Below are 21,951 nucleotides of genomic sequence, written 5' to 3'. Positions count from 1 at the left end.
GCTGGATGTCGACTACCCGCGCGAACGCCTCGCCTACATGCTGCAGGACTGCGGCGCACGCCTGCTGCTGACCCAGTCGCACCAGGTGGCGCGCCTGCCGATTCATGAGGGCGTGCGCGTCATCGAGCTGGACCGGGAGGAGGGCGACTGGCCCGACAGCCCGCCGACCGCCGCCGTGCACGGCGACAACCTTGCCTACGTCATCTACACCTCCGGCTCCACCGGCCAGCCCAAGGGCGTCGGCAACACCCACGCCGCCCTGGCCGAACGCCTGGCCTGGATGCAGGCGCAGTACCGCCTGGACGCCAGCGACGTGCTGCTGCAAAAGGCACCGGTGAGCTTCGACGTCTCCGTCTGGGAGTGCTTCTGGCCGCTGGTCAGCGAGGCGCGCCTGGTATTGGCCGCGCCCGGCGAACACCGCGACCCGCGCCGCCTGGTGCAACTGGTGCGCGAATACGGCGTGACCACGCTGCACTTCGTGCCGCCGCTGCTGCAACTGTTCATCGAGGAGGAAGGCGCCAGCGAATGCGCCTCCCTGCGCCGCCTGTTCTCCGGTGGCGAAGCGCTGCCCGCGGCCCTGCGCGACCGGGTGCTGGAGCGCCTGCCGGCGGTGCGCCTGGACAACCGCTACGGCCCCACCGAAACCGCCATCAACGTCACCCACTGGCACTGCCGCCGTGAGGACGGCGAGCGCTCGCCCATCGGCCAGCCCCTGGGCAACGTGCTCTGCCATGTGCTGGACGCCGAACTCTCGACGCTGCCGGTGGGCGTGCCGGGCGAGCTGTGCATCGGTGGCGCCGGCCTCGCCCGTGGCTACCTGGGTCGCGCGGCGCTGACCGCCGAACGCTTCGTGCCCGACCCCTTCGGCGAACCGGGCGCACGCCTGTACCGCACCGGTGACCGCGCCCGCTGGGGCACCGACGGCGCGCTGGAGTACCTCGGCCGCCTCGACAGCCAGGTCAAGCTGCGTGGCTTCCGTGTGGAGCCCGAAGAAATCCGCGCGCGCCTGCTGGCCCAGCCCGGTGTCGGCCAGGCGGTGGTGGTATTGCGCGACGGCCCCGGCGGCCCGCGCCTGGTCGGCTACTACTGCGCCAATGGCGCCAGCGAGGATGAAACCCGGCAGACCGAGCGCCTGCTGCTGGCCCTGCGCGACGAGCTGCCGGAGTACATGGTGCCGGCGCAACTGATGCGCCTGGAGGCACTGCCGGTCGGCCCCAGCGGCAAGCTGGACCGCCGCGCGCTGCCCGAACCCGCCTGGCAACAGGCCGAGCACCGCGAGCCGGCCACTGAGCTGGAGCAACGGGTCGCCGCCATCTGGCGCGAGGTGCTGGGCATCCAGCGCCTGGGCCTGGATGACGACTTCTTCGCCCTCGGCGGCCACTCGCTGCTGGCCACCCAGATCGTCTCCCGCACCCGCCAGGCCTGCGACGTCGAGCTGCCGCTGCGCGCGCTGTTCGAAGCCAGCACCCTGGACGGCTTCTGCACCGAGGTGGCGCGCATCCAGGCCAGCGGCCAGGTGGACAGCCAGGGCGTGATCGCCCGCGTCGACCGCAGCCGCCCGGTGCCGTTGTCCTATTCCCAGCAACGCATGTGGTTCCTCTGGCAACTGGAGCCGGACAGCCCCGCCTACAACGTCGGCGGCCTGGCGCGCCTCAGTGGCCCGCTGGATGTGGCCCGCTTCGAGGCGGCGCTGCAGGCCCTGGTGCAGCGCCACGAGACCCTGCGCACCACCTTCCCCAGCGAGAACGGCGTGGCCCGCCAGCAGGTGGCCGAGCAATCGAACCTGGTCATGGGCTGGGAGGATTTCTCCGCCCTGGATGCCGCAACGCGCGAAGCCCGCCTGCAGGCCCTGGCCGATGACGAGGCCCACCGCCCGTTCGACCTGGAGACCGGCCCGCTGCTGCGGGTGGTGATGGTCAAGGGCGGCGAGCGCGAGCACCACCTGGTGGTGACCCTGCACCACATCGTCACCGAAGGCTGGGCGATGGACATCTTCGCCCGCGAACTGGGTGCGCTCTACGAGGCCTTCCTCGACGACCGCGAATCGCCCCTGGCGCCGTTGCCGGTGCAGTACCTCGACTACAGCGCCTGGCAGCGCCAGTGGCTGGAAAGCGGCGAGCGCCAGCGCCAGCTGGACTACTGGACGGCGCAGTTGGGCCACGAGCACCCGCTGCTGGAGCTGCCCTCGGATCGCCCACGCCCGCCGGCCCAGAGCCACCGGGGCGAGCTGTACCGCTTCGACCTGCCGGCTGCGCTGGCCGAGCGCGTGCGCGCCTTCAACGCGGCCAACGGCCTGACCCTGTTCATGACCATGACCGCCACCCTGGCCGTGCTGCTGCACCGCTACAGCGGCCAGCAGGACCTGCGCATCGGCGCGCCGGTGGCCAACCGCATCCGCCCGGAAAGCGAAGGGCTGATCGGCGCCTTCCTCAACACCCAGGTGCTGCGCTGCCAGCTCGACGGGCAGATGAGCGTCGCCGCGCTGCTGGAGCAGGTGCGCCACACCGTGATCGAGGGCCAGTCGCACCAGGACCTGCCCTTCGACCAGCTCGTCGAGGCCCTGCAACCGCCGCGCAGCAGTGCCTACAACCCGTTGTTCCAGGTGATGTGCAACGTGCAGCGCTGGGAGTTCCAGCAGACCCGCGAGCTGGCAGGGATGAAGGTCGAGTACATCGCCAACGACGCCCGCGCCACCAAGTTCGACCTCAACCTGGAGGTCACCGACCTCGACCATCGCCTCGGCTGCTGCTTCACCTACAGCTCCGACCTGTTCGACGAACCGCGCATCGCGCGCATGGCCACCCACCTGTGCAACCTGCTGGAGGCGCTGCTGGGCGACCCCGCGCGGCGCCTGGCCGAGCTGCCGCTGCTGGGTGAAAGCGAGCGCCTGGCGCAGCTCGAAAGCCTCAGCGAAGAACCCGGCGAGCACCGCCTCGACGGCTGCATCCATCGGCTGTTCGCCGCGCAGGCCGCGCGCACGCCCACGGCGCCGGCCCTGACCTTCGCCGGCGAGACCCTCGACTACGCCACCCTGGATGCCCGCGCCAACCGCCTGGCCCACCTGCTGCGCGAGCGCGGCGTCGGCCCCGAGGTGCGCGTCGGCCTGGCCCTGGAGCGCTCGGCGGCGATGGTGGTCGGCTTGCTGGCCATCCTCAAGGCCGGTGGCGCCTACGTGCCGCTGGACCCGGAATACCCCACCGAACGCCTGCACTACATGATCGAGGACAGCGGCATCGTCCTGCTGCTGGGCCAGGCTGTGCTGTTCGACACCCTCGGCGAGCTGCCGGCCGGCGTCGGCCGCTGGTGCCTGGAAGAGGACGAGGCCGCGCTGGCCGCTTACCCCGCCAGCGCGCCGGTGGACCTCGCACGGCCGCAGCACCAGGCGTACCTCATCTACACCTCCGGCTCCACCGGCAAGCCCAAGGGCGTGGCGGTCAGCCACGGCGAGATCGCCATGCACTGCCAGGCGGTGATCCGCCGCTTCGGCATGCGCGCCGACGACTGCGAGCTGCACTTCTATTCCATCAACTTCGACGCCGCCAGCGAGCGCCTGCTGACGCCGCTGCTGTGTGGCGCGCGCCTGGTGCTGCGGGCCCAGGGCCAGTGGGGCGCCGAGGACATCTGCCAGCTCATCCGCGAGCAGGGTGTGACCATCCTCGGCTTCACCCCCAGCTACGGCAGCCAGATGGCCCAGTGGCTCGGCGCGCGGGGCGAGACCCTGCCGGTGCGCCTGGTGATCACCGGGGGCGAGGCGCTGACCGCCGAGCACCTGCAACGCATCCGCGCGGGCTTCGCGCCCCAGGCCTTCTTCAACGCCTACGGCCCCACCGAGACGGTGGTGATGCCCCTGGCCGCCCTGGCCCCGGCGCAACTGGAGGAGGGCGCCGCCAGCGTGCCCATCGGCCGCATGGTCGGTGCGCGGGTGGCCTGCATCCTCGACGCCGACCTGGCCCTGGTGCCGCCCGGTGCCATCGGCGAGCTCTATGTCGGCGGTGCCGGCCTCGCCCGTGGCTATCACCAGCGCCCGGGCCTCACCGCCGAGCGCTTCGTGCCCAACCCCTTCGCCACCGACGGCGGGCGCCTGTACCGCACGGGCGATCTGGTGCGCCAGCGCGACGACGGCCAACTGGAGTACCTCGGCCGCATCGACCAGCAGGTGAAGGTGCGCGGCTTCCGCATCGAGCTGGGCGAGATCGAAGCGCGCCTGCTGGAACACCCGGCGGTGCGCGAAACCGTGGTGCTGGCCCTGGACAGCCCCAGCGGCAAGCAACTGGCCGGCTACGTGGCCTGTGCCGCCGCAGAAGAGGGCGCCGAGGCGCAACAGGCGCTGCGCGAAACCCTCAAGGCGCACCTGCGCACCCAGTTGCCGGAACACATGGTGCCCGCGCACCTGGTGCTGCTCGCCAGTCTGCCGCTGACCCCCAACGGCAAGCTCGACCGCCGCGCGCTGCCCGCGCCGGACCCGGAGCACAACCGCCAACAGTACCTGGCACCGAGCAGCGAGCTGGAGCAGAGCCTGGCGGCCATCTGGCGCGAGGTGCTCAACGTCGAGCAGGTCGGGCTCGCCGATAACTTCTTCGAACTGGGCGGCGACTCCATCCTCTCCATCCAGGTGGTCAGCCGTGCCCGCCAGCAGGGCATCCACTTCAGCCCGCGCGACCTGTTCCAGCACCAGACGGTGCAGACCCTGGCCGCCGTCGCCCGCCGTGAGGCGCTGACCCAGGTGGACCAGGGCCCGGTGACCGGCACCATGCCGCTGACGCCCATCCAGCACTGGTTCTTCCAGCAGGCGCCGGAAAACGTCGGCCACTGGAACCAGTCGCTGCTGCTGGAAGCGGGCGAGCGCCTGGATGCGGGGCATCTGGAGCAGGCCCTGCAGTGCCTGGTGGAACACCACGACGCCCTGCGCCTGTCCTTCAGCCGTGACGGCGACACCTGGCACGCCGAGCACCGCGCACCCGCCAGCGAAGGCGACGGCCTGCTGTGGCAGGCACAGGTGGATGATTTCGCCGAGGCCGACACCTTGCTGGCCGACGCCCAGCGCAGCCTCGACCTGGCCCAGGGCCCACTGCTGCGTGCCCTGCTGCTGGAAGGCCCGGACGGGCGCCAGAAACTGCTGCTGGCCATCCACCACCTGGTAGTGGACGGCGTCTCCTGGCGCGTGCTGCTGGAGGACCTGCAAACCGTCTATCGCCAGTTGCAGGCCGGGCAGCCCCTGGCGCTGCCGGCACGCACCAGCGCCTTCAAGCACTGGGGCGAACGCCTGGCAGCCTACGCCGGCAGCGAACCCCTGCGCGAGGAACTGGGTTGGTGGCAGGCGCAGCTCGGCGGCCAGGACGCGCCGCTGCCCTGCGACCGCGACGCCGAACAGGACCTGGAGCGCGACGCCCAGCGCATCACCCTGCGCCTGGATGCCGAGCGCACCCGCCAACTGCTGCAACAGGCGCCCGCCGCCTACCGCACCCGCGTCGACGACCTGCTGCTCACCGCCCTGGCCCGCGTGCTGTGCCGCTGGGATTCGCGTGATTCGGTGCTCGTGCAACTGGAAGGCCACGGCCGCGAACCGCTGTTCGACGACATCGACCTCAGCCGCACCGTCGGCTGGTTCACCAGCGCCTACGCGCTGCGCCTGGCCCCGGCCGAAGGGCTCGGCGCGGCCATCAAGGCGATCAAGGAACAGTTGCGCCAGGTGCCCCACAAGGGCCTGGGTTACGGCGTGCTGCGCCACCTGGCCGACCCGGCCACCCGCGCGGCCATGGCGGCGCTGCCGCCGGCGCGCATCACCTTCAACTACCTGGGCCAGTTCGACGGCAGCTTCGCCGAGGGCGCGCTGCTGCGCCCGCTGGAAGAGAGCGCCGGCCCGGCCCACGACGCCGACGCCACGCTGCCCAATTGGCTGAGCGTGGACGGCCAGGTGTTCGGCGGCGAGCTGCTGCTCAACTGGACCTACAGCCAGGCGCGCTACGACCGCGCCACGGTGCAGGGCCTGGGCGAAGCCTTCATCGCCGAGCTGCAGGCGCTCATCGCCCATTGCCTGGAGGAGGGCGCCGGTGGCCCGACGCCGTCGGACTTCCCCCTGGCAAACCTGAGCCAGGAGCAGATCGACCAGTTGCCGGTGCCGGCCGCCGCCATCGACGACATCTACCCGCTGACGCCCATGCAGGAAGGCCTGCTGCTGCACACCCTGCTGGAGCCGGGCACCGGCATCTACTACATGCAGGACCGCTACCGCATCAACAGCGCGCTGGACGTGGAGCGCTTCACCCGCGCCTGGCGCGCGGTGGTGGCGCGGCACGAGGCGCTGCGCGCCTCCTTCGTGTGGAACGCCGGCGAAACCATGCTGCAGGTGATCCACAAGCCCGGTGCCACCGAGGTGGACGTGCTGGACTGGAGTGACCTGCCCGAGGACGGCCACGAGGAGCGCTTGCAGGCGCTGCACCGCACCGAGCGCGAGGCCGGCTTCGACCTGCTGCACCAGCCGCCTTTCCACCTGCGCCTGATCCGCCTGGGCGAGGCGCGCTACTGGTTCATGATGAGCAACCACCACATCCTCATCGACGCCTGGTGCCGTGGCCTGCTGATGAGCGACTTCTTCGAGGTCTACGCCGCCCTGAGCGAGGGCCGCGAGCCGCAGCTGCCATTGGCGCCGCGCTACCGCGACTACATCGGCTGGCTGCAGCGCCAGGACCTCGGCCAGGCCCGTGCCTGGTGGCAGGGCAACCTGGCCGGCTTCGAGCGCACCACCCATCTGCCGAGCGACCGGCCGATCCTCCGCGAACACGCCAACGACAGCGGCGGCATGCAGGTGGGCGACCGCATTACCCGCCTGGACGCCGCCGATGGCGCCCGGCTGCGGGAACTGGCGCAGCGTCACCAGCTCACCGTCAACACCCTGGCCCAGGCGGCCTGGGCCCTGGTGCTGGCGCGCTACAGCGGTGAGCGCGACCTGGTCTTCGGCGTCACCGTTGCCGGGCGCCCGGTGGGCCTGCCGGAGATGCAGCGCACCGTCGGCCTGTTCATCAACAGCATCGCCCTGCGGGTGAAGCTGCCCGCACCGGGCCAGCGCCTGGGCGTGCGTGACTGGCTGCAGGGGCTGCTGGCCAGCAACCTGGAGCTGCGCGAGCACGAGTACCTGCCGCTGGTAGCCATCCAGGAATGCAGCGAACTGCCCAAGGGCCAGCCGCTGTTCGACAGCCTCTTCGTGTTCGAGAACGCGCCGGTGGAAGTCGCGGTGCTGGACCGGGCGCAGAGCCTTTCCGCCAGCTCGGATTCCGGCCGCACCCACACCAACTTCCCGCTCACCGTGGTCTGCTACCCGGGCGATGACCTGGGCTTGCACCTGTCCTACGACCGGCGCTATTTCGAGGAGGCGACCATCGACCGCCTGCTGGGCGAGTTCAAGCGCCTGCTGCTGGCCCTCGGTGATCACATCGAAGGCGACATGAGCGAGCTGCCGTTGCTGGGGGATGCCGAGCGCGAGCTGCTGCTGCATGGCGTCAACGACAGTGCCCGCGACTACCCGCTGGAGCAGGGCTACGTGCGCCTGTTCGAGGCCCGTGTGGCCGCGCACCCGCAGCGCATCGCCGCCCGCTGCCTCGACCGCCAGTGGAGCTACGCCGAGCTGAACCGCCACGCCAACCGCCTGGGCCACGCCCTGGGCACCGCCGGCGTCGGCCTCGACCAGCCAGTGGCGCTGCTCGGCGAGCGTGGGCTCGACCTGCTGGGCATGATGGTCGGCACCTTCAAGGCCGGCGCTGGCTACCTGCCGCTGGACCCGGCGCTGCCCACCCCGCGCCTGACGCGCATCCTCGAACTCAGCCGCGCCCCGGCGCTGGTGGCCACCCGTGCCTGCCGCGACCAGGCCATGATGCTGCTGGAGGAACTAGGCTGCGGCCAGCGTCCGCGCCTGCTGATCTGGGAGGACGTGCTGCAAGGCGCCTGGCCGGAGCAGGACCCGGGCATCCACAGCGCCCCGGCGAACCTGGCCTACGTGATCTACACCTCCGGCTCCACCGGCCTGCCCAAGGGCGTGATGGTCGAGCAGGCCGGCATGCTCAACAACCAGTTGAGCAAGGTGCCGTACCTGGCGCTCACCGAGGCGGACGTGATCGCCCAGACCGCCTCGCAGAGCTTCGACATCTCGGTCTGGCAGTTCCTCGCCGCACCGCTGTTCGGCGCCTGCACCGAGATCGTCCCCAACGCCATCGCCCACGACCCGCTGGCGCTGCTGGCCCATGTGCGCGAGCGCGGCATCACGGTGCTGGAGAGCGTGCCCTCGCTGATCCAGGGCATGCTCGCCGAAGACCGCGCCGTACTCGGCGCCCTGCGCTGGATGCTGCCCACCGGGGAGGCCATGCCGCCGGAGCTGGCGCGCCAGTGGCTGGAGCGCTACCCGGCTGTGGGGCTGGTCAACGCCTACGGCCCGGCCGAGTGCTCGGACGACGTGGCCTTCTTCCGCGTCGACGCCGCCTCCACCGAGGGCACCTACCTGCCCATCGGCAGCCCCACCGACAACAACCGCCTGTACCTGCTGGACGACGCCTTCGAACTGGCGCCCCTGGGCGCCGTGGGCGAACTCTGCGTCGCCGGCACCGGCGTCGGCCGTGGCTACGTCGGCGACCCGCTGCGCACCGCCCAGGCCTTCGTGCCCAACCCCTTCGGCGCGCCGGGCGAACGCCTGTACCGCACCGGCGACCTCGCTCGCCGCCGCGCCGATGGCGTGCTGGAGTACGTCGGCCGTGTCGACCACCAGGTGAAGATCCGTGGCTACCGCATCGAACTGGGCGAGATCGAAGCCCGCCTGTTCGAGCGCCCGGACGTGCGCGACGCCGCCGTCAGCGTGCAGGAAGGCCCCACCGGCAAATACCTGGTGGGCTACCTGGTGCCGCGCGAGGCCGAGCGCTTCACCCGCGCCAGCTCGCCGGCCAGCCGCCTGGCGGCAGAGGGCGCCTGGTTCGAAGCCATCAAGCAGCAACTGCGCGGCGACCTGCCGGACTACATGGTGCCGCTGCACTGGCTCGTGCTCGACCGTCTGCCGCTGAACGCCAACGGCAAGCTCGACCGCAAGGCCCTGCCGCCCCTGGAATTCGGCCCGCTGCAGGCCCAGGACTACCTGGCCCCGCGCAGCGAACTGGAAACCACCCTGGCCGGCATCTGGGCCGAGGTGCTCAAGGTCGAGCGGGTCGGCGTGCGCGACAACTTCTTCGAACTCGGCGGCCACTCCCTGCTCGCCACCCAGATCGCCTCCCGCGTGCAGAAGACCCTGCAACGCAACGTGCCCCTGCGGGCCATGTTCGAGTGCAGCACGGTGGAGGAGCTGGCGAGCTACATCGACTCGCTGGAAGGCAGCGTCGTCACCGAGGAGAAGGCTGCACGGCTGGAGGACCTGATGGCCAGGCTGGAGATGCTGTAGCGGCAGCGGGGCACGCGGAGCGGGGAGGGCTCCGCGTGCTCGGGCTAGACGAGTGGTGCACGGTGTTTTCAGAAAACACCTGAACGCCTGCGCATAAATGACTGATAAATCGCTTAAGAAGAACGTGCTGGTGCCGATAGCAAGGGACGGTCCTGCGTCCGTGCCCAGTCGATTACCGGCTGGATGCCGACGGACCCTGTGGCCACAATTCTCTATCTGCACCTGTTGAGCGAGTTCCTCCATGCGAACCCTGAAATTCAGCCACAAGATCATGGTGGCAGCCTCCCTGGTGGTGATCGCTGCCTTCGCGTCCTTCGCGCTGTACAACGATTACCTGCAGCGGAACGCCATCCGCCAGAACCTTGCCAACTACCTCAACGATGTGGGGCAGGTCTCCACGGGCAACATCCAGCACTGGCTGGTGGGCCGCATGCAATTGCTGGAGAACCTGGCCGAGTCCATCGAGGACGACGCCAGCGAGGCCGCCTTGGCCAAGAACCTGCAGCACCGCAGCATCGCCTCCGCCTTCCTCTATGCGTACTACGGCCAGGCGAGCGGCACCTACACCCAGTTCCCGCCCAGCGAACTGCCCGCCGGCTACGACCCGCGCCAGCGGCCCTGGTACATAAAGGCGGCACAGACCAGCGGCCCCGGCCTGACCGAGCCCTACCTGGCCGCCGACCCGCGCGACGGCCTGCTGATCACCATCACCCGCCCGGTGAACGCCTCGGGCGCCCTGCAGGGCGTCGTCGGCGGTGACCTCAAGCTGAAGACGGTCGACGACATCCTCAACTCCTTCGACCTGGGCGGCATGGGCTACGCCTTCCTGGTGGACGACAAGGGCACGGTGCTGGTCCACCCCGATCAGCAGCTGGTCCTGAAGAAGCTGCCGGACCTGTTCGCCGGCACCGCGCCGCGCCTGGAGTCCGCCCTGCAGAGCGTGAGCGACCGCAACGGCGAGGCGCGGATCGTGACCTTCCTGCCGGTGGAAGGGCTGACCGGGGTGCGCTGGTACGTGGGCCTGTCCGTCGACGAGTCCAAGGCCTTCGCCGCCCTGCAGGAGTTCCGCGTATCCGCGCTGATGTCGACCATCATCGGCGTGGTCGCCATCCTCCTGCTGCTGAGCGGGCTGATCCGCATCCTGCTGTGCCCGCTGCACGTGATGAGCCATGCCATGAGCGGCATCGCCGAGGGCGAGGGCGACCTGACCCAGCGCCTGTCGATCGACTCCCGTGACGAGTTCGGCGAACTGGCCGATGCCTTCAACCGCTTCGTCGAGCGCATCCACAAATCCATCCGCGAAGTGGCCTCCGCCACGCGCGAGGTGCACGAGCGGGTGAGCACCGTGGTGCAGGCGTCGAACGCCTCCATGACCAACTCCAGCGAGCAGGCCGCCCGCACCGACAGCGTGGCCGCCGCCATCAACGAACTGGGTGCCGCCGCCCAGGAGATCGCCCGCAACGCCGCCGACGCCTCGGAGCAGGCCAGCGACGCCCGCCGCGATGCCGAGGAAGGGCAGGGCATGGTCGAGCGCACCCTGGTGGCGATGGGTGAGCTGTCGGAGAAGATCCAGGCGTCCAGCAACCACATCGAAGTGCTCAGCCAGAAGAGCAACGACATCGGCCAGATCCTCGACGTGATCAAGGGCATCTCCGAGCAGACCAACCTGCTGGCGCTCAACGCCGCCATCGAAGCCGCCCGCGCCGGCGAGGCGGGACGCGGCTTCGCCGTGGTGGCCGACGAAGTGCGCAACCTGGCCCAGCGCACCCAGAGCTCGGCGCTGGAGATCCAGCAGATGATCGAACAGCTGCAGACCGGCGCCCGCGAAGCCGTGGCGACCATGGGCGAAAGCCGCCACTTCAGCGACGACAGCGTGCGCATCGGCGGCCAGGCCGGCGAGAACCTGCGCGGCGTGACCCGCCGTATCGGCGAGATCGACGGCATGAACCAGTCCGTGGCCACCGCCACCGAGGAACAGACCTCGGTGATCGAAAGCCTGAACATGGACATCACCGAGATCAACGTCCTCAACCAGGACGGCGTGCACAACCTGCAAGCGAGCCTGAAGGCCTGTACCGAGCTGGATCAGCAGGTCAGCCGGCTGAAGCAGCTGGTGGATACGTTCAGGATTTGATGGGGTGGTACCGTTCTGCCCTGGGCTGAGCGGATGCCGACTCAACGCGGATAGACATCTGCCGCGATTATGGCCATGGCCCAAGCCAGAGAACCCTCGCCTGAACCCGTAGGGCGTGACGCGACAGACCGGCTGGATGTCGGTCTGCCGCTTCGCTGATAGAGGCGGAACGCTCGGTGTCGCGCTCCGCAGCCCTCTGTATCTAAAAGCCCCTGCAATACCGAAGAAAAAGCCGTGTGCCCTGGCGACCCTAGATGACCTGTTCCAGCGTCTCTTCCGCCTGGGTCAGCCCCCGTGCCAGCAGTGACAGCAGGCAATGGAGGTTCGCGCAGTTCGCGTTGGCGTACCGGGCTCAGGGCCGGCGTGCCCTCACACAGCTCGCCCATGAGGGTGAGCCATGCAGCGGACACAAAAAACGCTCGGTAGCGGTTGTGTATCCGCCTGAGTCACTGGGACACCAATCCGAGGCCGCTGGCTTGCAGCGGCGGGCGAACTATGGAGACGGTGAGGAGAAGGGGCAACTACGCGGAGCCTTGGTGGATCTACTGCTAGCCCACTTGGCATGGCCTAGTGCTAAGCACGCTTGGAAAGCTCTGGAATGGGGTTTTCAAGGAGAGTTTGTGGAATTTCAGGGTTCCCTGAACGGTTTCACAAAATCTTCAACGGCCCGATTGACGCTGAGCTGCCAAAGGCGTTTTCTACATCATCTCCCCCGGAAGCCGACAGGATCGTCGGCGAGCATTCCGCTTCAAGGATGAGTATGCCTACCCAAACGCTGTCTCCAGTAATTATCAATACCTGCATCGGCTCAATTAAGTTGATGTACTCCGTCTCGTTATTTTTTGTGATAGCTGAGATTTGCTCTGGTGTCGGGTCTATATATTTTTAGTTTTCACGGAATTAATCCATGGATTGGTGTTTCGGTGTTGCTTGTGATTTAAGATAAGGCGATCCATCTGTTTTATATGTTGCGCTCCGAGCTAGATATGATTAGGTGATTATTTGGGGGGTGTATGTGCTGCGTAAAGTTGCTGCGAATGAATTTTTCTGTCTTCTTCTTTTTCGTACTTGGAGGGGCAGGTTCTGCGCTCTCAAAGGAAGATGCCGTATTCGCTGAGAAATTTCCCGTATGCGAAAAGAACATCCCGGTAGAGTGGATAAGTCGGGAAAGAGCTATTGGTTTGACTGCGTATTCATTAGTAAACGGTTCTGGAGAAAGAAGAGATGTTGAGGCTATGGTCTATTTGGATAGAGATTATCCAAAAATTGATTATGGTGGGATTGATCGTAATGAAAATCCACTGACCAAATGGGAGGAGGTTTCAGAGGAAATATCCATTTTGAGAAAAGGACAGGATGGGATAGAGATCTCAAGTGATCAGAAGGACTCTATTCGCTTCTGGGATTTTTTACCTTTTGAGCGAAATGATGGTGCTCTCACTTTTAAAAAAAATGGGCGCATCCTGTTGGTTTATCGAAATATCTGGGAGTTTGATGAAAGCCTGGCCGGTTATTCTAAGGTTGTGTGTTTGGCGTACCCTGGAGGTCTCAAGGCCCTTCTCTTGGAAATGCCGCGAACAGTCAATGTATATGGAGAGAAAGAACTATTGAGCCATTACAAGGATGTTGTTGGGTCGCTATCGGAAAATTCAGAGAAAATTTGGGAGAGCGACTTTAGAGAGTCATCTGCTATGGATTTGAATGCTGATGGAGTCGATGATTATCCATCCTTGGGCATTTATTCTACTAAGGAGGGTTATCGTTCTGCGGAGTCTTTTTTAAGAAAGGCTGATGTGGCCGAAGGATGCGTTGATCTTGTTGAAGATTCATTTTTTATAACTACTGATGGTAATGATTATTTTCTTAATGGGACTTGCAGCTTGAAAAAGCTTACACGGAGAGGTAGCTAGTATGGCAGCAGTAAATTGGCAGTCGGTGGAGAATTACATAGATGTTAAGTCTCCGCTGGTTGATAGCGTGGCAGGCACGGATTGGATCAGTTTTTTTGATGCTTTGGGGTGGATGGAAAATTCTGGCCGGTATGGCGGATATGGCGGTGCTGGTAATAGTTATATAGGTATGTATCAAACCAATACTACCCAGCTGAATTACATACATTTTTTCACTACAATAGGTAGAGATTTACTGGGGGTCAGCAGTGCTGCTCAATATGAAAGCAACCCAATAGCGCAGGATTTTTCTGCGATTATGTCTTTTGGGGGGTTGCCGCATTCATCTGCTTCTACAGCATTTGTTAGTAGATATACTGCAGTTAAGCGTGCTGCTAAGTCATATCATCAGGATTTGTATGATGGTTGGAATTCAATTGTAGGGCGCGAAATTACAATTAATTATGTGGGGGCCAATGATGTTGTTGTAGGTACTCATGTTGTTAAATTTACAGAAGCAGCAATAAGTGTTGGCGCGCATTTGATAGGTCAGGGAGCAATGGCGACTGCCATGGCTGCGGTCTATAACGAATGCTTTGATCAAGATGGGCAATTGGTCTCGAGTGTGGCTAATCTTAGTTCTGCCGATTATGCAGATGATAATGGTGTTGCTTTCACGACTTTCATGCTTTTGATGCAGGATTTTGATATATCTCCTCTGATAGCTGCCGGTAATTCTTTAGAGGAGTTTGAGGGGTTTGCTGGTCAGTTGATTGCTCATCGACAGGAGAAAATAAAGAAATATCTTCTGGATAACGACGCTGAAATAATATTGGTGCCAGGTGACCGATATAGGGCTACAGCTGCTGCCTTGGTCTCATCGCTAGGCTTTTCTTCTGAGGAAATTGATAATGTAAAAGGTGTGGTGGTTGTCACTGCTGGGGATGCTAACAAAAATACTGAGGAGTCAGATTTAATATTTACTGTTGATGATGAGGGGGCGCTCCTCAGAGGGGGTGGTGGTGACGATACAATTTATGGGGGGCTCGGAGAAGATGTCATATATGGCGGGGATGGAGCTGATACTGTAAAGGCGGGAGATAAAAGTGATCAAATTTACGGTGGTGATGGAGAGAACAAGCTATTCGGCGAAGATGGATCGGACTTAGTTGTTGGTGGGGCTGATGCTGATTATCTTGATGGAGGGAAGGGGGCAGATACTCTCAAGGGTGGAGGGGGGCGAGATATTTACATTGTCGATGTTGAAGATACCGTCGAAGATGATTTGCTCGGCATGGGGGTAGTTATTCTAGGTAATAAACTCCTTACAGGGGGGGAGAGAAAGGAGGACGCCCCAGAGAATGAGTACAAGGGGGGCGGAAACGTCTATGTTCTGAACGGTACCACGCTAGTTGTAAATGGTGGTCTCACGATCAATAAATTTAAGAATGGTGACTTAGGCATCAATCTTAAGACTAAGCCAGAAGAAGAGGAGGAAGAGGAGGAAGTCCCCGACACCAATGAAGGCGAAACTAGAACCTCGCCTATCGTCATAGACCTGGACGGTGACGGAATCGAGACAAAGAAAGTGGGCTCGGCCTACTTCGACCTGAACAACGATGGCCTGAGCGAGCGAAGCGGTTGGGTCAGTCCTGATGATGGATTGCTGGTACATGACCGCAATGGTGATGGGCGCATCAGCAATGGCGCAGAGCTGTTTGGCAACCACAGCATCCTCAACAATGGCAAGACTGCAGGAAACGGCTTCCAGGCACTGGCCGAATACGACAATAACGGCGACGGATTGATCAATGCAGATGACGCCTCGTATTCGTCGTTGCAGGTGTGGCGTGATCTGAACGGCAACGGCATCAGTGATGCGGGTGAGTTGCAGAGCCTGGCCGACGCAGGTGTCGTTTCTATCAGCACCGGCTATACAACCTCTACTCAGAAAGATGCCAACGGCCACGAGTACCGGCAGATCGGTAGCGTAACCCTGGCGAATGGAACGGCCTCCGTTGCGGCGGATGTCTGGTTCAAGGTCGACGGTGCGCGCCGTATCAATAGCGGCGATATCGTTCTGACGCCCGATATTTATTTCCTCGCCAACGCGAAAGGCTTCGGCAATGTCCATGACCTGCACCAGGCCATGGCGCTTGATCCTGCGCTCAAAGGATTACTTGCCCAATACGTGTCGGCTACCGATGCAGCCAGCCGCGACGCACTGCTCGATAATTTGATTTACCGTTGGGCAGGCGCTGCCGATGTCGACCCCTACAGCCGCGACCCCAAGAAGGTCTACGGCCACGTGATGGACGCGCGCCAGCTTGTCACCCTGGAGAACCTGGTGGGGCGCCCCTACCTGGGTACCTGGTGCTGGGGCGAGCGGGACCCGAACCCCCATGGGCAGGCGGCACCGATCCTGGTGGCCGAGTACCTGGAGTTCAAACGCTTTACCGCCGCGCAGATTCTCGCGCAGACCGAGTACGCCAAGGAGCTGAGCATCATCAAGTCGGCGTTCGGCTCTGATGCTCGTAGCATCGTGGTGGATTGGAACGCCTTGCAGGGCAAGCTGAGTGGGTTGCTCGCCGAGGGCAAGCCGGAGCGCGTGCGCGATGTCATCACCATCCTCAACGATCTGGGCACCTATTCGCCGGCTTATCGCGCCAGACGTGATGCCGCATTCCAGGCCATCACGGCCTCCAGCATCGAACTGGCGCCTTTCTTCGATTTCTCTACACGTATCGGCACCTCGGGTAACGACACGCTTTATGGCATCGACTCCGGAACGATATTTTATGGCGCGGGTGGCGATGACCGCCTGTACGGCTACTCCGGCGTCGACAGCTATCACTTCGCGCGCGGCCAGGGCAACGACGCGATCCTCGACCGGGGCGGCCTCGACCAGATCGTCTTTGGTACCGGCATCAACCAGGGCGACCTGGTGTTTTCTCGAAACACCACCACCGTCTGGATCAACGTCAAAAACGCCGACGGCAGCGATGCCGGCTCGGTGCGTATCGACAACTTCTTCGACTTCGATGGTTCGCTGGCCTATGGCGCCATCGAGGCGATCCGTTTCGTCGATGGCGGTGGCCTGAGCCAGCAGCAGATGCTCGATCTGCTGACCGCCTCGTCGCTGACCGCTGGCAATGACCTGGTGTTCGGCAGCGCGGCTGGTGACAGCATCGATGCCCTGGCAGGCAACGACAGCATTCATGGCCTGGGTGGCAACGACCAGCTCTCCGGCGGCGCTGGCGACGATGTGCTGATGGGGGATGACGGTAATGATTCCCTGATCGGTGGGGCCGGCAACGATTCGCTGATTGGCGGGCGTGGCAACGACAGCTACCTGTTCGATATTGGTCACGGCAATGATGTGATCGATAACGCCGCCGATGCAGCCGGCGGCAAGATCGACCGCGTGGTATTCGGTGCCGGTATCGATCCCGCCAGCGTCGGCGTGAAGCGCAATGGCAATGACCTGCTGCTGCAGACCTCGGCCACTGACAGCGTGCGGCTCACCAACTACTTCAGCGCCGAAGGCACCAACGGTGTCGCCGTCGACCGCATCGAGTTCCACAACGGCACGGTGTGGACCATCGCCGACGTCAAGAACCTGGTGCTGCAGGCCACGTCCGGCAACGACCGCATCGAAGGCTACGTGACCAACGATCAGCTTTCCGGTCTGGAGGGGGACGATCGTCTGTTCGGTTATGGCGGCAACGACACCCTGCTGGGTGGCGAGGGGCGTGACACTCTCGATGGCGGCATCGGCGATGACCGGCTGTTCGGCGAAGCCGGCGACGACATGCTGGAAGGTGGCGAGGGCAACGACTACCTGGATGGGGGTGAAGGCAACGATCGCATCGACGCGGGTGTCGGTGACGATACGCTGGTGGGCGGTGCCGGCAATGACTACCTCAATGGCAGCGCCGGCCGCGACACCCTGCAAGGTGGCGACGGCGACGACACTCTGGTGGGGGGCGCCGGTGATGACTTCCTGGGCGGTGGCAAGGGTAATGACCGCCTCGATGGTGGCAATGGCACCAACAACTACCTGTTCGCCCGGGGTGATGGCCAGGATGTGATCGTGGACGCCTACGAGGGGATCGTAACCATCTACCTCGCGGACCTGCCCCTGGAAACCCTGGTCTTCCGCCGTAATGGCACCAGCCTCGAGGTTTCGTTCCCGGACAGCCCGGCTGACCTGATCTCGCTTTCCGCGTTCTTCCGCGAAGAGGTGCCGCTGAGTGGCATTCGCCTGCGCTACGGCGATGGGCTGGAAACCTTCATCGCCGCTACGCAATTGCGCCAGCTCACCCTGGATGGCACGGCTGCGGGCGACCTGATCAACGCCTATTCCACCGACGACCTGATCGACGCGCTGGGCGGTAACGACACGGTCTATGCGGGCGCAGGTAACGACACCGTGCGAGGCGGCGAAGGGGACGACCTCCTGGACGCCGGGATCGGCAACGACCTCGTCGAGGGTGGCCTCGGCAATGACACCCTGCTAGCCGGGGAGGGCGATGACCTGCTGGACGGTGGGGCGGGTGACGACCAACTGGAAGGCGCCGCCGGCAACGACCAGTACCGGCTGACGGCGCAATGGGGTCATGACCTCATCATCGACCGGAGCGGTACCGACAGCGTTCGCTTCGACGGTGTGGCACCGAAGGACCTGATGCTGCGCCGTGACGGCGAAGACCTGGTGGTGACCCATAAGACCACGGGCGACAGCGTGCGGATCCAGGGGCAGTTCTCCTACCAGGCTGGGCAGCCTGGTGTGTACGCCATCGAGCAATTCGTCTTCGACGGCGGGCTCACCTGGGACTTCGACGCCATCAAGCTCAAGGCACTGGAAGGCACCGCCCAGGACGACGCCATCTACGGCCACGCCGACGACGATGTGATCGACGCGGGCCTGGGCAACGACCTCGCCCAGGCCGGCTTCGGCAACGACCAGGTGCTGGGTGGCGAAGGCAACGACACCCTGCATGGCGAAGCGGGCAATGACACGCTCTTCGGCGGTGCGGGTGACGACCAGCTGTACGGCGAAGAGGGTGAGAACCAGCTCTCCGGCGGCGATGGCAACGATGCCCTGTACGGCGGCTACCAGGCCGACCTGCTGAGCGGCGATGCGGGCGATGACCTGCTCGACGGTGGCGATGGCAACGACACCCTGCGCGGTGGCGAGGGCCATGACTCGCTGATCGGCGGGGGCGGCAATGACCAGCTGTTCGGTGACGCCGGCAACGACACCCTGCAGGGCAACGGCCTGCTCGATGGCGGCAGCGGCGACGACCTGCTGGAAGGCTACGGCGAACTGCTCGGCGGCGATGGCAACGACACGCTGCATGGCCAGGGCTCCGACACCCTCATCGGTGGGGCGGGCAATGACCTGATCGTCGCGAGCAACGACGCCTGGAGCGGCAACGCCAGCGTCATCGAAGGCGGCACCGGCAACGACACCATCTACGGCTCATTCGGTGACGACACCTACCGCTTCAACCTCGGTGACGGGCAGGACCTGCTGATCGAACGCCGCGCCAACGAAGCCTTCAGCAACATCGATCCGAGCTTCGACACCCTGAGCTTCGGCGAGGGCATCACTGCGGCGGACCTGGGCTTCCACCGCCGTGGCCTGGACCTGATCATCGAGCACGCCAACGGCACTGACCGCATCACCGTGCAGAACTGGTTCAAGGAGCCGACCGATCACTTCAAGCTCGACAGCCTGACCTTCGCTGACGGCAGCTCGCTGAGCCAGGCGGATGTCGAAAGCCGCGTGATCCATCACGGCACCGACAACGCCGACAGCATCCTCGGTTACCGCAACCTCGCCGACACCATCCACCTGGGTGCCGGTGACGACAAGGCCTGGGGGCGTGCCGGCAACGACACCATTCTCGGCGAGGGTGGCAACGACTACCTCGAAGGCGAAGACGGCGACGACCTGATCCTGGGCGGCTCCGGTAACGACCAACTCGATGGCGGTGCAGGTGCTGACCGCCTCATCGGTGGCACCGGGGACGACAAGTACGTCTACAGCCTGGGCGACGGTGCGGATGTCATCGACAACACCGGTGGCGGCAACGACGGCGTGTTCTTCTCCGGAGGCATCACCCAGGACCGGCTGAGCTTCCGCCGCGACAGCGACGACCTGCTGATTCTGGTGGACGGCGATGCGCAGCAGTCGGTGCGCGTGCTGGGGCACTTCCTCGGTGGCGACAAGGCCATCAGCTACGTCCAGCCGGATGGCGGCTTCATGCTCACCGCCGCGCGCATCGGCCATATGGCCGCGGCCAACGGCGTGGCCGGCGGCTACCAGGCGGTGATCGACGGCGGCACGGCAGCGGATCGCCTCTCCGGCTACGACGGCCGCGACCTGCTGCGCGGCCTGGCCGGCAACGACACCCTGTTCGGCATGGCCGGCAACGACCAGCTGGAGGGCGGTGACGGCAACGACTACCTCTCCGGCGGTAACGGCGGCAATGCAGACTCGGGCGACGATGTGATCATCGGCGGCGCGGGCAACGACGTGCTGGACGGTGAGGACGGCAACGACCGCCTGGTGGGTGGCACCGGTGACGACAAGTACTACTACCGCGCCGGTGGTGGCATGGACGTCATCGACAACACCGGTGGCGGCTTCGACGGCGTCTTCGTGCTCAATGGCGTGGCCCGTGCGCGCCTGAGCTTCCACCGCGACGGCAATGACCTGGTCATCCTTGTCGACAAGGACATGGCCCATCAGTTGCGCATCACCAACCACTTCCTGGGCGGCGACTCGGCCATCGACTACGTGCAACCGGACGACGGCGGCAGCTACCTCACCACCGCGCAAATCGCCAGCCTGATCACCGCCTTCCCGGATGGCAGCGGCACCCCCGACCCGACCGATCCCACTGATCCAACTGACCCCACCGATCCGACCGATCCGGGTACCGGGCAACCGCCGGTTCCCGGCCTGGGCGGTGCCGACTCGCTCACTGGCACCGCCGGCAACGACGTGCTGACCGGGGGGGCCGGCAACGACACTCTGACCGGCGCGGCGGGCAATGACCGCCTGTTGGGCGGCGTGGGTGACGACACCTACGTCTACACCGCCGGCCTGGACGTGATCGAGGAGTCGGGCGGCGCAGCGGATACCCTGCGCTTCGCCGCAGGCATCACCTTCAACCAGGTGGGCTCGGGCCTGTCCAAGTCGGGCAACGACCTGATCCTCAAGGTCAATGGCAGTACCGCCAACCAGGTGACGCTGAAGGACTTCTTCCTGGGGGGCGACAACCTGGTGGAAACCTTCACCTTCGAGACCGGTGGCCAGCTCACCGCCGCGCAGATCTTCGGCGCGTTCGGTATCGCCATGCCAACGCCGGTGGCAGCCTTCGACAACACCGTGCAAGGCACGGCGGGCAACGACGGCGCCCTCAACGGCACCGCCCAGCGCGACCTGCTGCTCGGCTACAACGGCAACGACTCACTGTCCGGCGGTGCCGGCAACGACCGCCTGGAAGGGGGCAATGGCAACGACACCCTCGTCGGTGGCCAGGGCAATGACACCCTGCTCGGTGGTCGTGGCGACGACACCTACGTCTTCAGCGCCGGCAGCGGGCAGGACGTCATCGACAACACCGGTGGCGGCTACGACACCCTGCGCTTCGAAGGCATCACCTTCAACCAGGTGGGCAGTGGCCTGACCAAGAGCGGCAACGACCTGGTGCTCAACATCAGTGGCGGCACCGACAAGGTCACCCTGAAGAACTGGTTCCTGGGCGGCGACGCCGTCGTCGACGTGATCACCTTCTCCGGCGGCGGACAGATGACGGCTGCCCAGGTGTTCAGTGCCTTCGGCCTCACCAACCCGGACACCGTCGGTTCGCCCAACTACCTGAACGTCCCGGACGACCGATCCTTCGGCACCGTCCTGGCGGGCCAGGCAGGTGATCAGAACATCCTCGGTTCCTCGGACGCGGACCTGATCGACGGTGGCGCAGGCAACGACACGCTGCGCGGCGGCAAGGGCAATGACTACCTGATCGGCGGGGACGGCAACGACACCTACCGCTTCGCCGCCGGCGACGGCCAGGACGTCATCAACAACCTGTCGAACAAGCCCGCCGACAACGATGTGCTGAGCATCGAAGGCATCACCCGCGAGAGCCTCTGGCTCTCCCGCCAGGGCAACAACCTGGTGATCGACGTGCTGGGTTCGGCCGATGCCATCACCGTGCAGGACTGGTACGCGGGTGCGGCGCAGAAACTGGACGCGGTGCAAGCCGGCAGCTCCACGCTCTACGCCAATCAGCTGGAAAACCTGGTCAACGCCATGGCCGCCTTCGGCGCACCGCAGGGTGGGGAGATGAACCTGACCCAGGCTCAGCGGGATCAGTTGAACCAGATCATCGCGGTGAACTGGCAGTAGGTGTGAAGCTGTAAGCAACGAAACAGCCCGCCTGATGGCGGGCTGTTTTTTGCGTGAATATTGCTCGCCTGAAATCAAGGAACTGACT

5 protein-coding genes and 2 pseudogenes are annotated in these 21,951 nt (G+C 64.8%); 6 read left to right on the top strand and 1 reads right to left on the bottom strand.

The annotated features are described in order from the left end of the window. From A7D27_RS12160 to A7D27_RS29100, 5 genes and pseudogenes are all read left to right on the top strand, one after another. Window positions 1-9,412, top strand: a 9,412-nt coding sequence (locus A7D27_RS12160) for a non-ribosomal peptide synthetase (protein ID WP_069565049.1), incomplete at its 5' end; no start/stop codon positions are given. A 241-nt stretch (window positions 9,413-9,653) separates the two neighbouring features. Continuing rightward, a pseudogene (locus tag A7D27_RS29110) lies at window positions 9,654-10,688 on the top strand (cache domain-containing protein); the annotation flags it as partial. Between the two features lie 93 nt (window positions 10,689-10,781). After that, entirely contained in the window at window positions 10,782-11,546 is a 765-nt protein-coding gene (locus A7D27_RS29105) for a methyl-accepting chemotaxis protein (protein ID WP_371320986.1), read from the top strand. A 1,037-nt stretch (window positions 11,547-12,583) separates the two neighbouring features. Then, complete coding sequence (locus tag A7D27_RS27830) at window positions 12,584-13,456, top strand: hypothetical protein (RefSeq protein ID WP_139134087.1); 873 nt, start codon at window positions 12,584-12,586, stop codon at window positions 13,454-13,456. Between the two features lies 1 nt (window position 13,457). Beyond that, window positions 13,458-14,672, top strand: a pseudogene (locus tag A7D27_RS29100) (calcium-binding protein); the annotation flags it as partial. Window positions 14,673-14,891: 219 nt separating this feature from the next. Here A7D27_RS29100 and A7D27_RS28935 read toward each other — a convergent pair. Further along, on the bottom strand, window positions 14,892-15,569 hold the full coding sequence (locus A7D27_RS28935; RefSeq protein ID WP_069565047.1) for a hypothetical protein: 678 nt from the start codon (window positions 15,567-15,569) through the stop codon (window positions 14,892-14,894). A 57-nt stretch (window positions 15,570-15,626) separates the two neighbouring features. Between A7D27_RS28935 and A7D27_RS28930 the strand changes: the two genes are divergently transcribed. Continuing rightward, on the top strand, window positions 15,627-21,863 hold the full coding sequence (locus A7D27_RS28930; protein ID WP_069565046.1) for a calcium-binding protein: 6,237 nt from the start codon (window positions 15,627-15,629) through the stop codon (window positions 21,861-21,863). The last annotated feature ends 88 nt before the right edge of the window (window positions 21,864-21,951 follow it).

Origin of the sequence: Pseudomonas sp. 1D4 (assembly GCF_001728925.1) — a bacterium.
Classification (GTDB): Bacteria; Pseudomonadota; Gammaproteobacteria; order Pseudomonadales; family Pseudomonadaceae; genus Metapseudomonas; species Metapseudomonas otitidis.
The sequence above is the reverse complement of the archived record's forward strand: the minus strand, read 5'-3'. Positions and strand labels throughout refer to the sequence as shown.

What these genes read in the sequence shown, in the direction of transcription:
- A7D27_RS29105 (WP_371320986.1), top strand. Translation starts at nt 10,782, where the DNA reads ATGACCAACTCCAGCGAGCAGGCCGCCCGCACCGACAGCGTGGCCGCC.
- A7D27_RS27830 (WP_139134087.1), top strand. Translation starts at nt 12,584, where the DNA reads ATGAATTTTTCTGTCTTCTTCTTTTTCGTACTTGGAGGGGCAGGTTCT.
- A7D27_RS28935 (WP_069565047.1), bottom strand. Translation starts at nt 15,569, where the DNA reads ATGGACATTGCCGAAGCCTTTCGCGTTGGCGAGGAAATAAATATCGGG.